The sequence below is a fragment of the Streptomyces anulatus genome (assembly GCF_000721175.1).
In the GTDB taxonomy this organism is placed as follows: domain Bacteria; phylum Actinomycetota; class Actinomycetes; order Streptomycetales; family Streptomycetaceae; genus Streptomyces; species Streptomyces anulatus_C.
In genome coordinates this window covers 25,865-45,053 of sequence record NZ_JOEZ01000001.1, presented here as the reverse complement: position 1 = coordinate 45,053, position 19,189 = coordinate 25,865, and the positions used below count along the sequence as shown (strand labels likewise).

General features: G+C 73.3%; 17 protein-coding genes and 1 pseudogene. 6 read left to right on the top strand and 12 right to left on the bottom strand.

Annotated elements, in window-relative coordinates; all coding sequences use genetic code 11:
* Positions 1-17: 17 nt before the first annotated feature.
* From IG90_RS0100180 to IG90_RS0100145, 8 genes and pseudogenes are all read right to left on the bottom strand, one after another.
* Positions 18-893, bottom strand: coding sequence for an enoyl-CoA hydratase/isomerase family protein (locus IG90_RS0100180; RefSeq protein WP_078585102.1), 876 nt, complete (start codon positions 891-893; stop codon positions 18-20).
* The gene (locus IG90_RS0100175; RefSeq protein WP_030575610.1) at positions 890-2,017 is read right to left on the bottom strand and encodes a cytochrome P450; all 1,128 of its coding nucleotides are present in this window, start codon (positions 2,015-2,017) and stop codon (positions 890-892) included. Before IG90_RS0100175 ends, IG90_RS0100180 begins: the two co-directional genes overlap by 4 nt.
* A gap of 269 nt (positions 2,018-2,286) precedes the next feature.
* Positions 2,287-3,696: a cytochrome P450 family protein gene (locus tag IG90_RS0100170; protein WP_030575608.1), complete on the bottom strand. Its 1,410-nt coding sequence runs from the start codon at positions 3,694-3,696 to the stop codon at positions 2,287-2,289.
* 80 nt (positions 3,697-3,776) lie between these two features.
* Positions 3,777-4,367 carry a GTP-binding protein gene (locus IG90_RS0100165; RefSeq protein ID WP_030575606.1) on the bottom strand — a complete coding sequence of 197 codons (591 nt, stop codon included), beginning with the start codon at positions 4,365-4,367 and terminating at the stop codon, positions 3,777-3,779.
* The gene (locus IG90_RS0100160; RefSeq protein WP_030075678.1) at positions 4,342-4,716 is read right to left on the bottom strand and encodes a DUF742 domain-containing protein; all 375 of its coding nucleotides are present in this window, start codon (positions 4,714-4,716) and stop codon (positions 4,342-4,344) included. Before IG90_RS0100160 ends, IG90_RS0100165 begins: the two co-directional genes overlap by 26 nt.
* The gene (locus IG90_RS0100155) at positions 4,713-5,117 is read right to left on the bottom strand and encodes a roadblock/LC7 domain-containing protein (protein ID WP_030575603.1); all 405 of its coding nucleotides are present in this window, start codon (positions 5,115-5,117) and stop codon (positions 4,713-4,715) included. The genes IG90_RS0100160 and IG90_RS0100155 overlap by 4 nt, the downstream gene beginning before the upstream one ends.
* Positions 5,114-6,355 carry an ATP-binding protein gene (locus IG90_RS0100150; protein WP_030575601.1) on the bottom strand — a complete coding sequence of 414 codons (1,242 nt, stop codon included), beginning with the start codon at positions 6,353-6,355 and terminating at the stop codon, positions 5,114-5,116. Before IG90_RS0100150 ends, IG90_RS0100155 begins: the two co-directional genes overlap by 4 nt.
* A 443-nt stretch (positions 6,356-6,798) precedes the next feature.
* Positions 6,799-7,713 (bottom strand): annotated as a pseudogene (locus IG90_RS0100145) (LacI family DNA-binding transcriptional regulator); the annotation flags it as partial.
* A 233-nt stretch (positions 7,714-7,946) separates the two neighbouring features.
* On the opposite strand from IG90_RS0100145, the gene IG90_RS0100140 reads away from it, so the two are divergent.
* Positions 7,947-8,891 carry a carbon-nitrogen hydrolase gene (locus tag IG90_RS0100140; protein ID WP_030575597.1) on the top strand — a complete coding sequence of 315 codons (945 nt, stop codon included), beginning with the start codon at positions 7,947-7,949 and terminating at the stop codon, positions 8,889-8,891.
* 257 nt (positions 8,892-9,148) lie between these two features.
* Complete coding sequence (locus IG90_RS0100135; protein WP_051859872.1) at positions 9,149-12,568, top strand: AfsR/SARP family transcriptional regulator; 3,420 nt, start codon at positions 9,149-9,151, stop codon at positions 12,566-12,568.
* Positions 12,569-12,884: 316 nt separating this feature from the next.
* Here the strand turns inward: IG90_RS0100135 and IG90_RS0100130 are convergent, their stop codons facing one another.
* The 3 genes from IG90_RS0100130 to IG90_RS45410 form a co-directional block, all read right to left on the bottom strand.
* Positions 12,885-14,054 carry an NADH:flavin oxidoreductase gene (locus tag IG90_RS0100130; RefSeq protein ID WP_206433939.1) on the bottom strand — a complete coding sequence of 390 codons (1,170 nt, stop codon included), beginning with the start codon at positions 14,052-14,054 and terminating at the stop codon, positions 12,885-12,887.
* 174 nt (positions 14,055-14,228) lie between these two features.
* A complete protein-coding gene (locus IG90_RS0100125) occupies positions 14,229-15,398 on the bottom strand; it encodes a hypothetical protein (RefSeq protein WP_157846269.1) in 1,170 nt (389 codons plus the stop codon).
* A gap of 123 nt (positions 15,399-15,521) precedes the next feature.
* Positions 15,522-15,992 (bottom strand): hypothetical protein, encoded by a 471-nt coding sequence (locus IG90_RS45410; RefSeq protein WP_233435847.1) that lies wholly within the window; start codon positions 15,990-15,992, stop codon positions 15,522-15,524.
* 177 nt (positions 15,993-16,169) lie between these two features.
* Here IG90_RS45410 and IG90_RS0100115 point away from each other — a divergent pair, with 177 nt between their 5' ends.
* The 3 genes from IG90_RS0100115 to IG90_RS0100105 all read left to right on the top strand — a co-directional run bounded on the left by IG90_RS0100115 (position 16,170) and on the right by IG90_RS0100105 (position 18,150).
* Positions 16,170-16,841: a DUF998 domain-containing protein gene (locus IG90_RS0100115; protein ID WP_030575587.1), complete on the top strand. Its 672-nt coding sequence runs from the start codon at positions 16,170-16,172 to the stop codon at positions 16,839-16,841.
* Positions 16,842-16,987: 146 nt separating this feature from the next.
* On the top strand, positions 16,988-17,200 hold the full coding sequence (locus IG90_RS0100110; RefSeq protein WP_030575586.1) for a DUF4287 domain-containing protein: 213 nt from the start codon (positions 16,988-16,990) through the stop codon (positions 17,198-17,200).
* A 173-nt stretch (positions 17,201-17,373) separates the two neighbouring features.
* Positions 17,374-18,150: a polysaccharide deacetylase family protein gene (locus tag IG90_RS0100105; RefSeq protein WP_030575583.1), complete on the top strand. Its 777-nt coding sequence runs from the start codon at positions 17,374-17,376 to the stop codon at positions 18,148-18,150.
* Here IG90_RS0100105 and IG90_RS44640 read toward each other — a convergent pair.
* Positions 18,123-18,440: a winged helix-turn-helix domain-containing protein gene (locus IG90_RS44640; RefSeq protein WP_030575581.1), complete on the bottom strand. Its 318-nt coding sequence runs from the start codon at positions 18,438-18,440 to the stop codon at positions 18,123-18,125. The two genes, IG90_RS0100105 and IG90_RS44640, sit on opposite strands and share 28 nt — an antisense overlap.
* Positions 18,441-18,675: 235 nt before the next feature.
* Here IG90_RS44640 and IG90_RS0100095 point away from each other — a divergent pair, with 235 nt between their 5' ends.
* Positions 18,676-19,131, top strand: coding sequence for a hypothetical protein (locus IG90_RS0100095; RefSeq protein WP_030575579.1), 456 nt, complete (start codon positions 18,676-18,678; stop codon positions 19,129-19,131).
* Positions 19,132-19,189: the final 58 nt, after the last annotated feature.

Here is a 19,189-nt window from a genome sequence, read left to right as displayed (position 1 = left end):
ACCTCCCACTCGGGTTTCTACGAGTGTGACCCGCCCGCCCTGCCGCCGCCCGCCGGAGTGCGCCGGGTGGCGGCCGCGACCGAGGCCATCAGCTCCGCGTCGAGGAACGAGGGGTCGGCCAGCCGGGTGGCGGCGGCATAGGAGTTCAGCAGCGCCTTGGTCACCCGCAGCGCGGCCTCCGGGCGGCGGACCACAGGCTTCGCCCAGGCGGCTACCGCCTCGTCCAGCTCGGCCTCGGGCACCACCCGCTGGAGCACGGACAACTCGTGCGCCTCGGCGGCGCCGAAGGCCCGGCCCGTCAGGATCAGCTCGCGGACCCGGGCCGCGCCCACCTCGTGGATCAGCCGGGGCAGCAGCCCGCCCCAGGCGGTCGGCAGCCCGAGCGCCAGCTCCGGCAGCCGGAAGGCGGCGGTGTCCGCGCCGACCCGCAGATCACAGGCCAGGGCCAGGGCGAACCCCGCGCCGACCGCCTTGCCCTGCACTCGGGCGATGGTCACCGCCCGGCCGCCGGAGATCGCTTCGCAGACCCGGCGGGCCTTCTCCCCGGCGACCCGGATGCCGTGGCCGTTCGGGTCCTCCTCCAGCCGGTCGGCGAACTCGGTGCGGTCGCCGCCCAGACAGAAGTCGTCCCCGGCGCCGCTGAGCACCAGCACCCGGACCTCGGGGTCCGGGACGGCGACGACGTCCAGCAGCTCGTCGAGCATCGCCTCGGTCACCGCGTTGCCGCTCGTGGGCGCGTGCAGCTCCACGTGCAGGACCGCGCCCTCGCGCCGGGTGCGTACCGTCGCGGTGCGGTCCTCGGGGAGATCGTCGGGCCGGCCGTCGATTCTGTCGTCGGGACGGGCCTCGGAGCGGTCGCCCGTGGTCAGGAAGCCGGGCAGCGAGAGCTTCACAGAGCCACACCCAGCGAGTTGATCCGTCTGAAGACCATCCGGGGCGCGTACACCGGCGGAGAGACGGTGTGCAGGGTGGGGAAACGGTCCAGCATCCGTGCCAGCAGTGTCCGCGCCTCCAGCTTGGCCAGCGCCGCGCCCAGGCAGTAGTGCACCCCGCCGCCGAAGGTGAGGTGGCTCCCGCCGCGCAGGATGTCGAAGGCGCCCGGGTCCGGGTTCCGCCGCGGATCGTGGTTGGCGGCCCCGTACAGGACGTGGACCATGCTGTCCTTCTTGATCGGGACCCCGGCCAGGACGGTGTCCTCGGCGGCGATCCGGGTGTTGATGTGGATGGGCGGGTCGTAGCGCAGCACCTCGTCGACGCCCGCGTCGATGTGCTCCGGGTGCTCCCGCAGCCACGACCACCGGGCGGGATCGGTCAGCAGCGCGGTCATCGAGGAGAGCAGCGTCGCGGTGGTCTCCAGCGAGGCGATGGTGACGAACATGGTGAGCCGGTAGAGGATCTCGTCCGCCCGCTCCCGGTCCGGCTCCATCGCGTCCCAGGTGTGGATCCAGCCGGTCAGCACATCGTGGCGGGGCTCCGCCCGGCGGCGGGCGACCAGCTCGGTGAAGTAGGCGCGCAGCCGCACGGTCGCCTCGGCGGAGACGGCGAGCTGCGACCTGGTGGGCAGCAGCTCCTGGGCGAACACCTGGTCGTGGGTGATCTCCAGGATGTTCGGATAGTCCTCGGGCGGTATCCCCAGCCAGGCGCCGACGGTGCTGATCGGCAACTGCTCGCTGACGGTGGAGGCGAAGTCCGCCTCGCCCCAGCGGAGCTTCTCCGCCAGCTCGTCCAGCAGCCGGTCGGCGTCACGCTCGACGTCGGGGGTGAGGCGTTCGATGGTGGAGCGGTCGAAGAGATTGCCCAGCGAGCGGCGCTGGCAGGTGTGCTCGGGGGCGTTGAGCCGGGCGAGCGTGGTGGTCATCTCCCGGGTCGCGATCGCGTCCCACTGCTTGGAGTCGTCCTGCCGCTCCTGCCAGGCGAGGTCCGGGGCGAGCCAGCCGCGGCCCCGGAGCACCTGGCTGCAGACGTCGAAACCGGTGACGAAATACCCGTTCCACGGAGCGCGGACGACGTCACCCATCGTCCGCAGCTCCGCGAGTATTCCGTACGGATCGGCCTGTCCTTCCGGTGTACTGAGCCGGCGGAGCAGGCCGATGACCGCGCGCCGACCGTCCGGGGTTCTGCTGGTACCGCCTGTGATGCTCACGCAGAGTTCCTTGACCTAGGCCCATGGTTACCGCCCTGAACCTACCCCTCCGAATATCCGCGCCAAGCATCGATCTTTGTTGCCCCCGTCACATGCAATCGTCACAAATGCCCGTTGTCATATGTGAATTGTCGAGATGTGAGTCATACGCGGAACACGTCGAGGAACGAACTCCACCAGCCCTTCGACTTCTTGGCGGACTCACCGTCGTGACGGTCTGTCACGGGTGCGGCGGGGGCGGTGTTCCGGTGCGGGTCGGGCAGCTGGGCCGAGGTCTGGGCCGGGGCCTGCACCCCGCTCGCCGCGCGCCGTGCGGCCGTCGGGGTGAACCGGACGGGCAGCGCGACCAGAGCACGGTGGAACGGGCCCGGACGCCAGGCCACACCCGAGGCGGGCACGGCCAGCGAGAGGTCCGGGACGGTGTTGAGGATCTTCTCGATCGCGGTCAGCGCGATCAGCGTGGCGGGCGACTTGGCCGGGCACACGTGCGGTCCGGCGCCCCAGGCCAGATGGGCGCCCTTGCTCAGGGTCTGGCGGGCGTCGGTGAGGCCCGGGTCGGTGTTCGCGGCGGCGAAGCTGATGAGGACCGGGGTCTGGGCCTTCAGCACCACCCCGTCCAGCTCGATGTCCCGTACGGGGTAGTGCGTCGCGTAGTTGGCGATCGGCGGGTTGTTCCACAGGACGTCGTCCAGCGCGTCCTCGACGAGCAGCCCCGAACCGCGCCGCTCGGGCGCGCCCGGCTGGTCGCCGGCGAGCATCAGCAGCAGCGCGTTGCCGATCAGGTTGCGCTCCGGCTCCACCCCCGCGCCCATCAGCATGACGAGCTGGTCCTTCAGCTCCTCGTCCCGCAGCCCCGCCGGGTGCTGGATCAGCCAGGAGGTGATGTCCTCGCCGGGCTGACGGCGCTTGATCGCGACCAGCTCCATCAGGCACTCGGTGAGCTCGGCGTTGGCGCGGAGCACGTCCTCGCCGTCGAAGATGGCCGACATCGAGCGGGTCAGCCGGTCGCCGATCTCGCCGGGGCAGCCGAAGAGCTGGTTGAACAGCAGCAGCGGCAGGAGCTTGGCGTACTCGTTGAGCAGGTCGGCGGTGCCCCGCTCGATGAACTGGTCGATCAGGTAGTCGGCGATCCGCTCGACGTCCCGGCTCAGCCGGCTGCTGTTGAGCCGGGCCAGCGACTCGGTGACGGCCTTGCGCAGCCGCAGGTGCTCCGCGCCGTCGGTGAACAGGCAGTTGGGCCGGTACAGCATCATCGGCAGCACCGGGCTGTCCATGGGGACGGCGCCTTCGCGCAGCGCGGCCCAACGCCGCGAGTCCCGGGCGAACAGCGCCGGGTTCTGCAGCACCCGCAGCGCCGCCTCGTGCTGCACGATCAGCGTGGCGTCCACCCCGGGGGCGAGCTCGATGGGCGCGGCGGGCCCGTGCGCCCGGAACGCGTCGTAGGCGCGGTGCGGATCGGCGGCGAACTCCGGTCCGTACAGCGACGTCTGCTGCTGGTGCATGGGGCACCCGGCGGGGGCGCTGTACGGGGTGGCTCCCGGCGACGGGTCCATGTCGGCTTCCTCGGTGTGATCGCGGGGCCCGGTGGGGCTCCCGGCTTCGGGATACGTCTGGGGGTGCGGCCGTGGGCAGGTCAGGCCGTGTGCGTCAGCAGGTGGCGGACCAGGGTGATCAGCGCCTGCGCGGAGGACTTCTGGTCCCGGGCGTCGCAGAAGACGACCGGGGTGTCCGGCAGCAGGTCGAGCGCCTCGCGCAGTTCGTTCTCGGCGTGCTGCGAGTACGGGTCGAAGCTGTTGACGGCGACCGCGTACTCCAGCCCGTACGTCTCGACCAGGTCGATGACGGGGAACGTGTCGGCGAGCCGCGCCGGGTCGACCAGGAGGAGCGCGCCCAGTGAACCGCGCGCCATGTCCTCCCACAGCTCCACGAACCGCTGCTGCCCCGGCGTACCGAACAGGTAGAGCACCAGTTCGTCGCTGAGGGTCAGCCGCCCGAAGTCCAGGGCGACCGTCGTCGTCGTCTTGTCGGGCGCCCCGCGCAGGTCGTCGACCTGCGCGGCGGCCTGGGTCATCCGCTCCTCGGTGCGCAGCGGGGTGATCTCGGACAGGGTGCCGATCAGGGTCGTCTTGCCCACGGCGAAGTGCCCGACGACGAGGATCTTCGCCGCGCGCTGCACCGCGTCCGGCACATAGATGCTCTCAGCCGAACCGGACTTGGAGTCCATGCAACACCTCTTCGAGGATCTTTCTGTCAACGAGCTGGGCCGGCGGCGGCGCCTTCCGGCGCAGCAGGTGTCCCTGCTGATTTAAGTCCTGGAGCAGGAGACGGGCCACCCCGACCGGCAGGCCGAGGTGACCGGCGACCTCGGCCACCGACAGATAGCCGCCGGAGCACAGCTCCCAGATCGCCTTGACCTCGGGGCTGGGGTTCGGCGGCGGCTGGCTCTCCGGGGCGAGAGTGACCAGCGTGACGAGGGAGAGGTCCTCCGCGTCGGGCAGCCCCCGTCCGCCGGTGATGACATAGGACCGGACGAACCCGCTGCTGACCTGCTGCTCCTCGCCCGGCGCCGTCATATCTCGCTGCCGGCGTTCTGGCGGGGCGGCGTGGTCATCGCCTTCCCCAGCGCGGTGACCTGCTGCTGCATCCGGAAGGACATCGCCTCCATGTCCACGTCGGCGGCGGCGGTGGCGGCGAGGTAGGCGCCGGTGCCGGCGGCGATCAGGAAGATCCAGCCGTCCTCGTACTCCAGGAGCGTCTGCCGCCAGCGGCCCGGCTCACGGGTTCCGATGAAGGGGGAGACGGCGCGGCTGAGGGACTGCATGGAGCTCATGGCCGCGGCGACGGTCTCCGCGTCGTCCCGGCCGATCTCGCTGGAGTTGGCGAGCAGCAGGCCGTCGGCGGACACCAGGATCGCGTGCCGGGCGCCGGGTACCTGGAGCAGGTCGTTGAGCACCCAGGACAGATCGGGATTCACTGGAACTCGGGTCCTTCCGTCGTCGTCGTGTCGCGTCCGGACCGGGTGCCGCGCTGGAACGCGCCGAGTCGGGAGGCGGTCTCCTCGTTGCTGCGCACGGGGACCGGGTCGGCCGAGGGCACCGCGGAGACCGGGCTCTTGCGACGACGCTTCGGCAGTCCCCCGGCGGTGGTGGTGATCTGGGCGAGCGGCTGGGTGGCGGTGTCCGGCCGCGGGGTGGGCGGGAAGAGCGGGGTGGGCGCCGGGGTCGGGGCCTGCCACTGGTCCGCCTGGACCTGCTGGTGGGTGGCGGCCGTGTCGGATGCTTCGGCGGGCGCCGCGGCGGCCGGCGGCCCCTCGGTGGTGAGCAGCTCGTCGGGGATGAGGACCACCGCGCGTACGCCTCCATAGGGGGAAACGGAGTCCACCGAGACCCGGAAGCCGTACCGGGCGGCGAGCATCCCGGAGACGGCGAATCCGAACTGCGGGGGGATGCCCAGGCTGGAGACGCTGATCGCGGCCTGGGGGGAGAGGAGAGCCGCCGCGCGGTCCTTCTCCTCCTGGCCCATGCCGAGACCGGCGTCGTCGACGATGAGGCAGACGCCCGTCGGCACGGCCTGGATGTTGATCTCCACCGGGGTGCCGGGGGCGGAGTAGTTCGTGGCGTTGGCGAGCAGCTCGGCGAGGACCACGGCGACGGGTTCCACCGCCCGGCTGACGACGGAGAAGTTCACCTGGCCGTTGACCCGGACCCGGTCGAAGTGCCGGATACGTCCCTGGGCGCTGCGCGCCACGTCGAAGACGGAGGCCACGGTCTCGCGCCGGCCGAGCCAGCCGCCGCAGAGCACGGCGATGCCCTGGGCGCGCCGGCCGAACTGGCTGTTGGCGTGGTCCATGGCCATCAGGTCGGCGAGGATGCCGGGGTCGTCGCCGTACTTGCGCTGGGCCTTCTCGATCACGACCTGCTGCTCGTCGGCGAGGCCCTGGAGCGTACGGACGGCGGCCTTGAGGACGGCCTTGGTCTCCTCCTCGGCGTCCTTGCGGACCTCCGAGAGTTCGGCTGCCTGGCGCTGGAGCAGACCGTTGTGGACGGCGTGGAGCTCGTCCCGTTGGTGCAGGAGCGCGTCGCGTTCGCCGCGCAGGTCGGTGTTGTGTCTGCGCAGCTTGACGTTGGTCGCGCGAGCCCGCAGAACGGCACCCACGGCGACCAGTGCTACGACAACCAGCGCCCAGATGACGGGGCCCTGTGGAAATGTCATGAGACTCACTTCAAGTGCCATGGCGGAAACGGCTTGACACCCCGTCAGGCGGCACGCAGCCAAGGCTCGTTCGCCAGGACCGTGCGCCGCTTCGGGAGGTGCCCCTCCGAAGGTGGGGCCGAGGAATTCATCCCTCCCGGAATGCCCCCATACGCCATCAGCCCACTGGAAGTAAGATGATCTTATCATCGGCCGCACGCTGAAATGTCAAGGCCGTCATGCCAGTTGCCACTCGACGCAGAATGTTCACATCGCGGAGATGCGGAGGAGGGGGTTCCAGCCCGATTCCCTTCATGTGGCCGGAAGTTCGGGATATCCGGGTCAATTGCCTTTCCTGGTCATCCTTCTGACGGCACGTCCGCACCCACGTAAACGGTTCCTGGGGTCTTTCTCCAGGGGATCCGGACCGGTCGCGCCGACCGGGGCGTTGTGCGGCCAGGCTCTCAGGCGGGGCCGGTGGAGGCGCGGGTCTCCAGGGACCAGGCGTGGCGGCGGACGGTGTCGGGGGCGGCGCGGTCCGCGAGGATGTCGCAGAGCAGCTCGGCGCAGGCGCGCCCGTAGGCGGCGGGGCGCAGGTCGACGGCGGTGACCGGGGGTTCGGCGCTGCGGGTGGCGGTGCCGTCGACGCAGGACGCGACGAGCAGGCCGCTCCTGCCTTCTCCGGCGCTGCCGGCCTCCCGGCCCAGGGCCGCCGCCGCGCGCAGGACGCCCGGGGCGGAACCGTCGGGGGCGCAGATCACGGCGTCGACGGCGGGGTCGGCGGCGAGCAGGGCCCGGGTGGCTTCCTCGGCCTCGCCGGGTGTCGCCGCGAACGGCACGGTGCGTACGGCCACCTCCGCCCCGTGGGCCAGGCCCCAGGACCGGGCCGTCGCGCGCAGTGCGGTCGCCCAGGCGGAGGAGCCGGACGGTGCCAGGAGCGCGGGGCGGCGGGCGCCGCGCTCGGTGACGTGATCGAGGAGGGCGGTCAGCGAGGCGGCGTTGTCGCAGACCACGGCGCCGCTGGGGCCGGTGGCCGGGCCCAGGTAGCGCTCGCCGGTCACCACCGGGACGCCCGCGTCGAGCAGCCACGGCACCGCGCTGTCGCCGATCTCTGGGTCGATCACCAGGAGCCCGTCGACGCGCGAGGCGATCCGCCCGCCCGACGCTCCCGAGGGCGCGAGCAGCACCATGTCGAGCCCGTCCTCCTGGGCGCGCTCCACCGCCCCGAAGGCGAGGTTCATGTAGTAGTCCAGCCGGGTCGCGGTCGCCGGCAGGTGCAGCCCGACGGCTCCGGCGCTGGCGCGGCGCAGCCGCCGGGCGGCGCTGTTGGGGCGGTAGCCGAGCTCCTGCGCCACCGCGCGGACCCGGCCCCGGGTCGCGTTGTCGGAACATCCACATACATCCAGTATGCGGATGCCCCTCCGCCTTGCGATGCACCGCATCTGACGCCGCGCGCTGATCCGCCGGGAATTGCGGGACAGCCCTTAGACGCCGGCGACCGTACGGGCCGGAGGGTTGCCGGAACGTTCCGGCAGGGCTAGATTCGGGCCCGGTGCCGGAACGTTCCGGCGATCCTCCGTCCCCGTCCCGCCCCACGCCCCTGGAACTGGTCATGCGTCTGATCACCGCGTACAACCCGCCCGCCTCCCCGACCCGGACCCGCCCGGCCGAGCGCACCCCCCTGCGCGTAGCGGCCGTCCAGCAGTGCTGGCACCGCGACCCCGCCGAGCACCGCGCCGCACTGCTGGAGGGCATCCGGCTCGCCGCGGCGGAGGGCGCCCGGGTGGTCTGCCTCCAGGAGCTGACGCTCTCGCCGTACTTCGCGGTCGTCCGCCGGGCCGACCACCCCGAGCCCGCCGGACCGGAGGAGCTGCTGACCGGCCCCACCTTCACGTTCGCGGCCGAGGCCGCCCGCGAGCACGGCGTGTACGTGCACGCCTCGCTGTACGAGAGGGCCCCGGCGCCCGGCGGCGAGGACGACGGCCTCGGCTACAACACCGCGATCCTCGTCGCCCCCGACGGCACCCTCGCCCAGCGCACCCGCAAGACCCACATCCCGGTGACCGAGGGCTATTACGAGGACGACTGGTTCCGACCCGGCCCGGCCGGCGACGACGCCTTCCCGCTGGTCACGGTCGACGAGGCCGCCTTCGGCCTGCCCACCTGCTGGGACCAGTGGTTCCCGGAGCTCGCCCGCGCCTACTCCCTCGCCGGGGCCGACGTCCTCGTCTACCCGACCGCCATCGGCTCCGAGCCCGGCTTTCCCGGCTTCGACTCCCAGCCGCTCTGGCAGAAGGTGATCACCGGCAACGCCATCGCCAACGCCACCTTCATGATCGTGCCGAACCGCATCGGCGCCGAGAACGGCCTCACCTTCTACGGCAGCTCCTTCATCGTTGACCCGTACGGCCGCGTCCTGGCGCAGGCCCCCCGCGACGAGCCCGCCGTCCTGGTCGCCGACCTCGACCTCGACGCCCGCCGCGACTGGCTGGAGCTGTTCCCGTTCCTGACCACCCGCCGCCCCGACGCGTACGGCCCGCTCACCGGGACCCGGTGAGCCCGCGGCACCGGCCCGACGCCGGCGCCCCGCTGCGGCCCGTCCTCGTGCCGGGGTTCCGGGGCCGCCGGGGAGGCGGCTGCGGTGTCGGGTGCGGTGCTCATGGGGTCTGCTCCTGGTCTCCCGGTACGTGGGTGGCCTCGACGGGCGAGCACGACTGTGCGCCGGAGGGCTTCGGGAAACCTTCGGAAAGCCTTCGGGAGGGCTTGGGGAGGAGCTGCGCCCGGCTCCTTTCCCCCGCATGTACGGTGGCGCGTATGCGGTTTGGGGTGCTCGGGCCACTCGTGGTGGGGGACGGCGAGGGGAATGACATCACCGTCCCCGAGCGCAAGGTCCGGGCCCTGCTGGCGGACCTCCTCGCCCACGGCGGCGGCCCGGTCTCCGCCGACCGGCTCATCCACGACCTGTGGGGCGACGCCCCGCCCGGGAAGCCTGCCGGCGCGCTCCAGGCCAAGGTCTCCCAACTGCGCCGGGTGCTCGGCCGCGAGCGCGTGGTGCGACAGCCCCCGGGCTACCGGCTGCTGCTGGAGCGCGGTACGGACGAGGTGGACGCCGACCGCTTCCGGGACCTGGTGACCGAGGCCCGTCCCGTACGGGATCCCCGCGCGCGGGCCGCGCTGCTCACCGAGGCCCTCGGGCTGTGGCGGGGCCCGGCCTACGCGGAATTCGCCGACGCCCCGTTCGCCCGGGAGGCCGCGCAGCGCCTCGCGGAGCAGCGGCTGTCCGTGCTGGAGGAGCAGGCGGAGGCCCGTTGGGAGGCGGGCGACCACCTGCTGCTCGCCGGGGAGCTGGCCGATCTCGTCGCCCGCCACCCGCTGCGGGAGCGGCTGCGCGCGGTCCAGATGCGGGCGCTCTACTCGGCGGGCCGCCAGAGCGAGGCCCTCGCGTCGTACGAGGACCTTCGGGGCCGCCTCGTCGAGGAACTGGGGGTCGACCCCGGGCCTGAACTCGGCGCCCTGCACCGAGCGGTGCTGCGGCAGGATCCGTTGCTGATGCCGGTGTCTGCGCCCGTGGCCGTGGCCGTGTCGGTGTCGGAGCCGGTGCCGGTGCCGGTGGCGGCGTCGGAGCGCGAGGCGGGTCTCGGGGCCCTGCACTCGGCGCCCCAAGCGCCCCAGGGGAACCTTCCGCTGCCCCTCACCCCTCTCGTGGGCCGCCGCCGGGCGCTCGCCCGGATCTCCGAACTCCTCTGCAGCGAGCGGCTGGTGACGCTCACCGGGCCGGGCGGGGTCGGCAAGACCCGGTTGGCGGTCGCTGCAGCCACCGTCGAGAGGGACCGCGCCGTGACCGGCGAGCCGGCGGGTGGCGGGCCGGGTGACGGAATCTGGTTCGTCGAGTTCGCGGGCGTCCGCACCGGCACTCCCGCCGACCTCGCCCAGATCGTCGCCGCCACCCTCGGCATCCGGGACGACGCCCCGAGCGCCGCGCCGGGCGCGGGCGCCCGTTCCCTGCCGCACCGGCTGGCCGCCGCCCTGCGCGACCGCCGGACCCTGCTGGTCCTGGACAACTGCGAGCACGTCGTGGACGCCGCCGCCGGTCTCGCCGAGCTGCTCCTGCGCGCCGCCCCCGGGCTGCGCGTACTCGCCACCGGTCAGGAGCCCCTCGGCCTGGCGGGCGAGGCGGTGTTCCTGGTCGAGCCGCTCCCGCCCGCCGAGGCCGCCCGGCTGTTCGTGGAGCGGGCCGGCGCCTCGGCCCCCGGTTTCCCCCGCGATCCGGACGGGCCCGAGCGCGATGCCGTCGCCGAGATCTGCCGCCGTCTCGACGGCATCCCGCTGGCGCTGGAGCTCGCCGCGACCCGCGTAAGAGCCCTGGGTGTACGGGAGTTGGCGGCGCGGCTGGGTGACCGCTTCCGGGTCCTGGCCACCGGACTGCGGGGTGCGCCGGCCCGCCAGCAGACCCTGCGGGCGATGATCGACTGGAGCTGGGAGCTGCTCGGCGAACCCGAACGCGTCGTCCTGCGCCGCCTCGCCGTCCACCGCGACGGCTGCGATCTCGCCGCGGCCGAGGCGGTGTGCGCGGGGGGCGGCGTCGCCGGGGAGGATGTGCTCGACCTCGTCGGGCGGCTCGTCGACCGGTCCCTCGTGGTTGTGGCGAACGGCCCCGGCGGGCCCCGCTACCGGCTTCTGGAGTCCGTCGCCGCGTACGCGACGGAGCAACTGCACGCGACGGAGGGCCTCGCGGGCGTACGCGACCGCCATCGGCGCCACTACCTCGCGCTCGCCGCGCGCGCCGAACCCCACCTGCGCGGTGCGGAGCAACGCCCCTGGCTGGACCGGCTGGACGCCGAGGCCGGGAACCTGCGGGCGGCCCTCGACGAGGCGGTGCGCCGCGCGCCGACCGCCCCGACCGCCCCGGGTACGGCGGGTGCGGCGGACGAGGCGGTGCGGTCGGCCGTGTCCCTGGCCTGGTGGTGGCTGCTTCGCGGCCGCCTCACCGAGGCCCGCCGCAGCCTGCACGCGGTCCTGACGGCTGCACCCGGGGAGGCCGCCGGCACGGCCGAACTCGTGCTTCTGCACCGTGCGTTCGCCCTGCTCACCGGCGACACCGGCGACACCGGCGACACCGGCGACACCGGCGACACCGACGCCAACGGGGCCGCCACGGCCGGCGCCGGGATCGAGGCCGTCGCCGAGGCCGTTCCCGACCCCGTGCGGCGGGCCCGTGCGCTGTGGCTGTGCGCGTACGGCCTGTTCAGCGCGGGTGACACGGCCGGGGGCGAGGCGCTGAACGCCCGCGCGCTCGCCCTCTTCACCGCCGCGGACGACCCATGGGGCACAGGGGCCGCGCTCGGCCTGCGGTCGATGCTCGCACTGGTCGGCGGGGACCTCGCCGGACTCGGCCGCGACGGCCTGCGCAGCGCCGCCCTCTTCCGCGAACTGGGCGACCGCTGGGGCGAGTTGCAGACGGTGTCCCCGCTCGCCGCCCTCGCCGAGATCAAGGGCGCGTACGCGGAGGCCGGGCAACGGCAGCACGAGGGCCTGCGCATGGCGCGGGAGCTGGGTCTCGACGCGGAGGTGTCGGCCCGGCTCTCCGGGCTCGGTCGACTGGCGCTGCTCGCCCGCGACTGGGACCGGGCCCGCGACCTGCACGAGCAGGCGCGGCGCATCGCCGCCGAGCAGGGCTACACCTACGGCGAGATCCACTCCGGGATGGGCCTCGCCCTCGGCGCCCGCCGCTCCGGTGACCTCGACGCGGCCGAGGCGCACCTCCTGCGGATCCGCGACGGGTTCGCCGCCGTGTCGTCCCGGGCGGGCGACCATCTCCTCTGCGCGGAGCTCGGCTTCATCGCCGAACTGCGGGAAGAGGCGGGCCCGGCCGCCGCACACCACCTGCGCGGCCTGGACATCGCCCGCGTCCTCGCCGAACCGCGCGCCCTGGCCCTGTCCCTGGAGGGCCTGGCCGGGGCGGCGGCCCTGGCGGGGCGGCAGGCGGGACGCACGCCGGAAGCCGACTGCGCCGCCCGGCTCCTCGGCGCCGCCGCAGCGGCCCGCCGCCGTGCGGGAGCCCCGCTGCCGCCCGCCGAGAGCGCCGACGTCGACCGCGTCACGGCGGCGGCGCGGGCCGTCCTGGGCGCGGCGGCGTTCACGGAGGCGTTCGACCGGGGCGGCCGGGAGAGCGCCGATGACGCGGTGCGCGAGGCGCGGGCGCTGCTGGAGCGGCCCGCACCGCTGCGCGCCTGACACCCCGGCCCGCGTAACCCGGGCGGGGGAGCCCTCGCGACCCTCGACCTGGCCCCGCGGCCCGCCTGATACGGAACCGAAACGCACTCTCGCGGCGGCGGAAACGGCGCTGTACGGGTCCGGAGGAACGACTCCTCGAAGGTGACACCGGTACGGGAAACCGCGCCGGTCACCTGGAGGAGCGCATGCCCGCACCCCCCAACGTTCCTACGCCCTGATCACCGCGATCCGCAGGAACCTCCCGGCGCGGCGGACCATGCCGGGAGGGCCGGAGGTGCCGGGGGCGCGGGGAGGGCCGGATGCGGCGGGGACTCCGTCAGCGCAGGGTCGTCAGCATCTCCGCGGAGAACGGGGTGATGTCCGCGGTGCGCCCGTGCAGGGTCTTCGCCGCCCACTCGGGGTCGGAGATCAGCGCCCGTCCGACGGCGACCATGTCGAACTCGTCGCGCTCCATCCGGTCCAGCAGCTGCTCGATGCCGGTGACCCGGGAGTCGTTGCCCTGGAAGGCGCCGAAGAAGTCGCCGTCCAGGCCGACCGAGCCCACGGTGAGGGTCGGCCTGCCGCTGATCTTCTTCACCCACCCGGCCAGGTTCAGGTCGGAGCCCTCGAACTCCGGCAGCCAGTAGCGGCGGGTGGACGCGTGGAAGACGTCGACACCGGCCTCGGCCAGCGGCGTGAGCAGGGCGTCCAGCTCCTCCGGCGTCTCGGCGAGCTTCGCCTCGTAGGCGTCCGCCTTCCACTGCGACATCCGGAAGAAGAGCGGGAAGGCGTCGGAGACGGCGGCACGGCAGGCCGCCACGATCTCGGCCGCGAAGCGGGTCCGGGCGACCAGGTCGCCGCCGTAGGCGTCGGTACGCCGGTTGCTGCCGGACCACAGGAACTGGTCGATCAAGTAGCCGTGGGCGCCGTGCAGTTCGGCACCGTCGAAACCGAGGCGCTCGGCTGCGGCCGCCGCGTCGGCGAACGCGGCGATGACGTCGTCGAGGTCCTTCTGCGTCATGGCGCGCCCCTTGGGCTCGCCGCTCAGGGAAACGCCCGAAGGGCCGACCGGCTCGGCGTCCGGGACGGGCCCGGCGCCTTCGGTGCGGGTGACGCCCACGTGCCACAGCTGCGGGATGATCGCACCGCCCGCCCGGTGCACGGAGTCCGCGACGTTCGCCCAGCCCGCGAGCGCCGCCTCGCCGTGGAAGCGTGGGACCCGGTCGCTGGTCCCGGCGGAATCGTGGTCGACGTAGGTGCCCTCGGTGATGATCAGCCCGACGTCACCGGCGGCCCGCCGGGTGTAGTAGTCCGCCACGTCCTGCCCCGGAACGCCGTCCGGTGAGAACTGCCGGGTCATGGGCGCCATGGCGATCCGGTTCCGGGAGGTGAGGCCGCGGACCGTGAACGGGCGGGAAAGGGTGTCCGCCGTGCGGGCGGCGGCCGCCCCCGCCGGGCCGGTCGCGACGGCCGCCGGGGCTGCCGTGTCCGTCACGCCTGCCGTCATGTCTGTCGTCACGTCTGTCACGTCGGGTCCTGTCCGTAGCCGAGGGTGTCCACCCGGCCCCAACACGCTTCCGCCGCGTGGGCATCCCGGCACCGGCCCCGATCCGGGCAAAGAGTCGGCAAAGAACGGAGACCGCCTCCGGTGCTGCTGCGGGCCCTGCCCGCCCCCTGCCCCCTACTCAGGCCGCTCCGGCTTCTCCGGCAGCTTCAGGTCCGTGCAGGACCCGCGCCGCACCTGATCCGTCGCGAACGCGGAAACGTACTCGCGCAGCAGCACGCTCTGCTCGTACTTCTCGGCCTTGGCCGGGGGTACGTACTTCGTGCCCGGCTCCCGGTCGGGTGAGGGATAGTCCTCGCCCCACTGGGCGGCGAAGCCGACGTCGTCCCCGTCGCAGGTGGCGACGGCCCACGCCCGGTGCTCGGTCAGGGCAGGCCTCCGGCCGATGCCCTCGCCCATCGGCAGCGGGTCGGGGCCCGAGCCCCCCTCGCGGACCCGCGGGCCCCAGTCGCCGCGCCAGGCGGTCAGCTCGATGATCGCCGCACCCTCTCGCGCATCCTCGGACGCCTCCGTGGCACGCAGGGTGCACCGGCCGACGATCCCGCCGTCGGCGATGGCGATGCGGACCTCGCCGTCGCGCCCGGCCGCCGGGACGCGGGCGGTGGCGAGGGCGTCGCAGGCGGTGCCCTTCGCCCGGGTGCGGGGTACGTACGTCCTCTCGTCCGGCACCGCGCCGTCCGCCGGGGCGGGCAGCGACGCGCCGACGCAGCCGAGCTTCTCGGTCACCACGTTCGTCATGTGGACCGCGAGGCGCAGCATGGCCGCCTTCTCCGCAGGGCTACGGGCGAAGTACGTCCAGGTGCCCACGAGCAACCGGCGACGCTCCGCCGCCTCGTCCGTCCCCTTCTCCTTCTCCGCTTCGGCCGGTGCCCCACGCGGGCATTCCGGCATCAGGTAGACGAGGCTGTTGTCGTCCTCGAAGCCGGGCAGTCCGCCCGGCAGCACGGCGTGCGGCGGGCGGGAGCTTCCGGCGAACCCGAGTTCCTGGTCCCGCTCGTGGCCCTCCGGGTAGGCGTCGACGGCGACCACGACCTTGCCGTTCACGTCCCTCAGCACACAGTTGTACCTGCCGCGGTCCTCGTCGAAGGACTCCTGCACCTCTCCGAGCCGCAGTTCCGTCCGTACGATCTCCAGATCACCGGCGGGGAGTCGGCCCCCGCACGCCTCACGCGCCAGCCACCAGTCCTTGACCGGCTCCCGGACCGTATAGCCGGCGATCAGCAGGACGATCACCGCCCACACCGCGGCCACCAGCCACCCGCGGTGCCGGGAGGACCAGTCCTTCACCTGGTCCTCCAACCGGGTCCCCGTCCGATTCCCCGCCCTCGGCTCCACTCTCGACTCCCCCGCTCGCCCGTACGCCACGTCCGTACCAGTGTGATCAACGGGCCCGGCGCCCCACCAACCGGGTCACTCCGGCGTCGGAGGTTTCGGAGGTTCGGCGGTGCCGGCGAACGTCGGAGCCAGCGCCGTCCGCAGCCGGCCGGTGAACTCCGCCCCGCGGTCGGCGAACTGCGGGTACTCGCCGGCGAAGTGATGCCACTCGACGTAGCCCAGCGCCACGTCCAGGTCCGGATGGTCCGAGTCCGGTACGGCGGAGTCGTCCCGCGGCACTTCCGCCGCCCATGGCACGCACTCGACCTTCACGCGCGCCACGGCGAACCCGTCCCGGACCAGCTCCGCCCCGACCTCGCGGACGGCGGCGAGCTCGTCCCGGTAGGACGGCCGTCTCCCGCGCAACGTCAGCATGGGCTGGGAGGCGGTCCGTCCCCGCGCCAGCGCGATGTGCGTGAACTTCACACCCTGCCGCCGGGCGGCCCAGCGCTCCAGCCTGCGCAGTTCGTCGCCCTCGCACAGCAGCGTCATATGACTCTCGTACACCGGGACAGCATGTCTGCTGCGGCCCGAGGCCGTCAGATACGCCGACTCTGACGCCCCCTGCTCCCTTGCCCCCGTCCCGATTTCGCCGACGTGACCTGAACCACACCCGCGCACCGATGACTTCACCGTCCACCGCCGGTCATACCTGCGACACCATCCGGACGAGAAAGGCACACCATGACCCAGACGCTCAGCGCCCGCCCTCTTGTCGTCCGCACCGCCGCCGCCCGCCGTCCGGCGGCGCGGGGGCTCCTGGCCGGAGCGCTCGTCGCGGGCCCGCTGTTCCTCGGGGCGGGCGTCGCCCAGGGGCTCACGCGGGACGGCTTCGACTTCACGCGCAACGCGATCAGCCAGCTCGCCCTCGGCGACAGCGGCTGGGTCCAGACGGCGAACTTCCTCGTCACCGGCGTCCTGGTCCTGGCCGGCGCGGCCGGGCTGCGCCGCACACTCCGGGAGGGGCCGGGCGGTACGTGCGGGCCGGCGCTGATCGCCGTGTTCGGAGCTTCGTTCCTGGCGGCCGGGGCGTTCCCGGCCGACGCCGGTGCCGGCTTCCCGGCCGGCGCCCCCGAGACGGCCGCGATGAGCACGAACGGTGCCCTCCACATGGCGGCCGGGGTGGCCGGCTACCTCGCGCTGTGCGCGGCCTTCCTCGTCCTGGCCCGCCCGCTGGCGGCCCGGGGCCACCGCGCCTGGGCCCTCGCCTCCCGCATCGCCCCGGCGGCCGTCCTCACCGGCTTCATGGCCTCGGCCGCCTCGGTCCTGGCGTTCACGGTGGGAGCGGGCCTGGGCCTCTGCTGGCTGGCGGCCGTCGCGGCCCGGTTGCTCACCGACGTACGGCATGAGGCCTGACCGGCTCTCGGAGGCCACTGTCAGACCCTCGGGGGACACTTCTCAACAAGCCGCACCTGGCAACAACGTTCGCACTCCGCACGCTGCTCTCCGCGCCCCACACCCCGCACTCCGCTCTCCGCACTCCACAGACGGGACGACACCCCATGACCGACGCCGTGAAGGGCCCCGCCAGCTACTTCCCCTCGATCGAGAAGAAGTACGGCCGCCCGGTCTCCGAGTGGAAGGACCTCATCCGCTCCTCCCCGTCGGCCAAGCACATGGAGCTGGTCGCCTGGCTCAAGTCGGAGCACGGCCTGGGCCACGGCCACGCCAACGCCCTGGTCGCGCACACCCTCGCCGAGGACAACGGCCGCTGACCGGTTCTCCGGACCCCGGCCCCGACCTCACGCCGCTGCCGCGTGAAGCCCCGCATATGTCGCGGGCTCCCTGCAGATATGTCCGTGATCGGTAACCGAGGCATCCCGCCGGGGCGTTCGCCTGTCTGGATGGGTGCACGGTATCGGTGGGGACGGCAAAGGGGCGGGCGGACATGGCAAAGCACAAGGGAAGGGCCTGGCACAGCCGGCTTCTCGCGGCGGCGCTCGGTGTGACGGCAGTGGCCGCCGCCGCCTCGGTGTGGACCGCGCAGGCCGACACCACCGGAGGGCAGCAGCCGCAGGGCCGTGTCTTGTCGCCGGACGCCCGGGACCGGCCCGTGGCCAAGGTTGCGGCGGACATCGCGCACGCCTCGGACCGTGGCGCCCGGGGGGTCAACATCACCATCGACGACGGGCCGGACCCGGTCTGGACGCCGCAGGTGCTGCGTCTGTTGAAGGACCGCGGTGTGAAGGCCACGTTCTGCATGGTGGGCACACAGGCCCAGGCGTACCCGGACCTGGTCAAGGCGGTCGTGGCGGACGGCCACCGGCTGTGCAACCACACCGTCTCGCACGACACCACCATGGACACCAGGTCCGAGGCCTACCAGTCCCAGCAGATCCTGGACGCCGAACGCATGATCACCAAGGCCTCCGGCGGGGTCCGTTCGCAGTACTACCGGGCCCCGGGCGGCGCCTTCACCCCGTACAGCCGGCAGCTCGCCGCGTCCCACGGGATGCGCCCGCTGGGCTGGAACGTCGACACCAAGGACTTCGAACACCCCGGTGCGGACGTCATGGTCGCCACCGTCAAGCGCGAGATCTCCAACGGGCCGACCGTCCTCTTCCACGACGCGGGAGGGGAACGCTCGGAGACCGTGGCCGCCCTGCGCGAGGTCCTGCCCTGGCTGAAGGAGCAGGGCTACTCCTTCGGCTTCCCCGTGCGGTGAGCGAAGGCCGGCCGTGCCGGTGACGTGGGACGCCGGCTGGTCCGGACGACCGGTCTGTGGCTGTACGCGTCGCCCTCGTCGAACTCGGCGCCCGTGACGGGCGCGCTCTTCCTGGCACTCAGCGCCCAGGTCTCGTACGACGCGCCCTTGGTGGCGAACTCGCGGGGCGCGGCGCCCTTCGGCTGCTCCTCGCCCCAGACCGCCTCCACCAGCGCGTCTTCGGTGACCGGCCGGCCTGGCCGGCTCAGCAGGACCGCCAGGAGCAGCCGCCCTTTCGGCGTGCCCGGCACACCGGCACACCGGCCCGCCACACGGCCGGCGGACCCAGTACCCCGAAGTCCACAACTGCCCCGTCTTCGACGGCAACTCCGACGACCGTCCCGCTGAGACGCGTCCCACGTGATGGGGGTGCGGGACCAAGAGTTGCGGCCACCAGTAGAGTGCGATGCTTGTTCGATTCGCTGCGAGGTGGGGGGATGGCTGGTGGGGGCACAACTGAGAAGCACCGCACAGGAGTTGGCGGGCATGTTGTGGCGGGAACACACGGTGTACCGGGAGCGGTCCGGCGGGATGGTCATCCGGGGAGAGCACGTGGAGCGGTGGATCAGCCTCGCTCCGGCGGGCGGCCGGGGCGAGGTTCTCGTACGCGCGGGGCGCATCCTCGACGGGGGCACCACCGCTCCGGCGCGCTCGGAGGCCGTGGTGCCCCTCTCCGCCGGTACGGGTGAGCTCGCCGCGACCTGCCGCCGTCTGCTGGCCGAGGCGGCGGCCGATGCGGTGGGGGTGGCTCCGGGCCGGGGGGCGTCCGGGCGGCCCGAGCGGCCCCGCCGGTCCGAGCGGCCTCGTCGGCCCCGGAGGTCCGTGCGGCGAGACGGCCGGGGGAGGCACACCGGGTTCAGCTCATGGGTGATCATGGCCTGCGTCGCGGGTGTGATCGCCCTGTACGTCTACAGCGCCTACGGCACCGCGTTGCACGGCTGACCGGGGTCGTCCGGTTCAGGGACGCACTGCCTACCCGGGTGTCGGCTCAGGGCTGCAC

What these genes read in the sequence shown, in the direction of transcription:
- IG90_RS0100130 (WP_206433939.1), bottom strand. Translation starts at nt 14,054, where the DNA reads ATGACGGCAGGCGTGACGGACACGGCAGCCCCGGCGGCCGTCGCGACC.
- IG90_RS0100135 (WP_051859872.1), top strand. Translation starts at nt 9,149, where the DNA reads ATGCGGTTTGGGGTGCTCGGGCCACTCGTGGTGGGGGACGGCGAGGGG.
- IG90_RS0100105 (WP_030575583.1), top strand. Translation starts at nt 17,374, where the DNA reads ATGGCAAAGCACAAGGGAAGGGCCTGGCACAGCCGGCTTCTCGCGGCG.
- IG90_RS0100095 (WP_030575579.1), top strand. Translation starts at nt 18,676, where the DNA reads ATGTTGTGGCGGGAACACACGGTGTACCGGGAGCGGTCCGGCGGGATG.
- IG90_RS0100170 (WP_030575608.1), bottom strand. Translation starts at nt 3,696, where the DNA reads ATGGACCCGTCGCCGGGAGCCACCCCGTACAGCGCCCCCGCCGGGTGC.
- IG90_RS0100140 (WP_030575597.1), top strand. Translation starts at nt 7,947, where the DNA reads ATGCGTCTGATCACCGCGTACAACCCGCCCGCCTCCCCGACCCGGACC.
- IG90_RS0100165 (WP_030575606.1), bottom strand. Translation starts at nt 4,367, where the DNA reads ATGGACTCCAAGTCCGGTTCGGCTGAGAGCATCTATGTGCCGGACGCG.
- IG90_RS0100175 (WP_030575610.1), bottom strand. Translation starts at nt 2,017, where the DNA reads ATGGGTGACGTCGTCCGCGCTCCGTGGAACGGGTATTTCGTCACCGGT.
- IG90_RS0100160 (WP_030075678.1), bottom strand. Translation starts at nt 4,716, where the DNA reads ATGACGGCGCCGGGCGAGGAGCAGCAGGTCAGCAGCGGGTTCGTCCGG.
- IG90_RS0100150 (WP_030575601.1), bottom strand. Translation starts at nt 6,355, where the DNA reads ATGACATTTCCACAGGGCCCCGTCATCTGGGCGCTGGTTGTCGTAGCA.
- IG90_RS0100115 (WP_030575587.1), top strand. Translation starts at nt 16,170, where the DNA reads ATGACCCAGACGCTCAGCGCCCGCCCTCTTGTCGTCCGCACCGCCGCC.
- IG90_RS0100110 (WP_030575586.1), top strand. Translation starts at nt 16,988, where the DNA reads ATGACCGACGCCGTGAAGGGCCCCGCCAGCTACTTCCCCTCGATCGAG.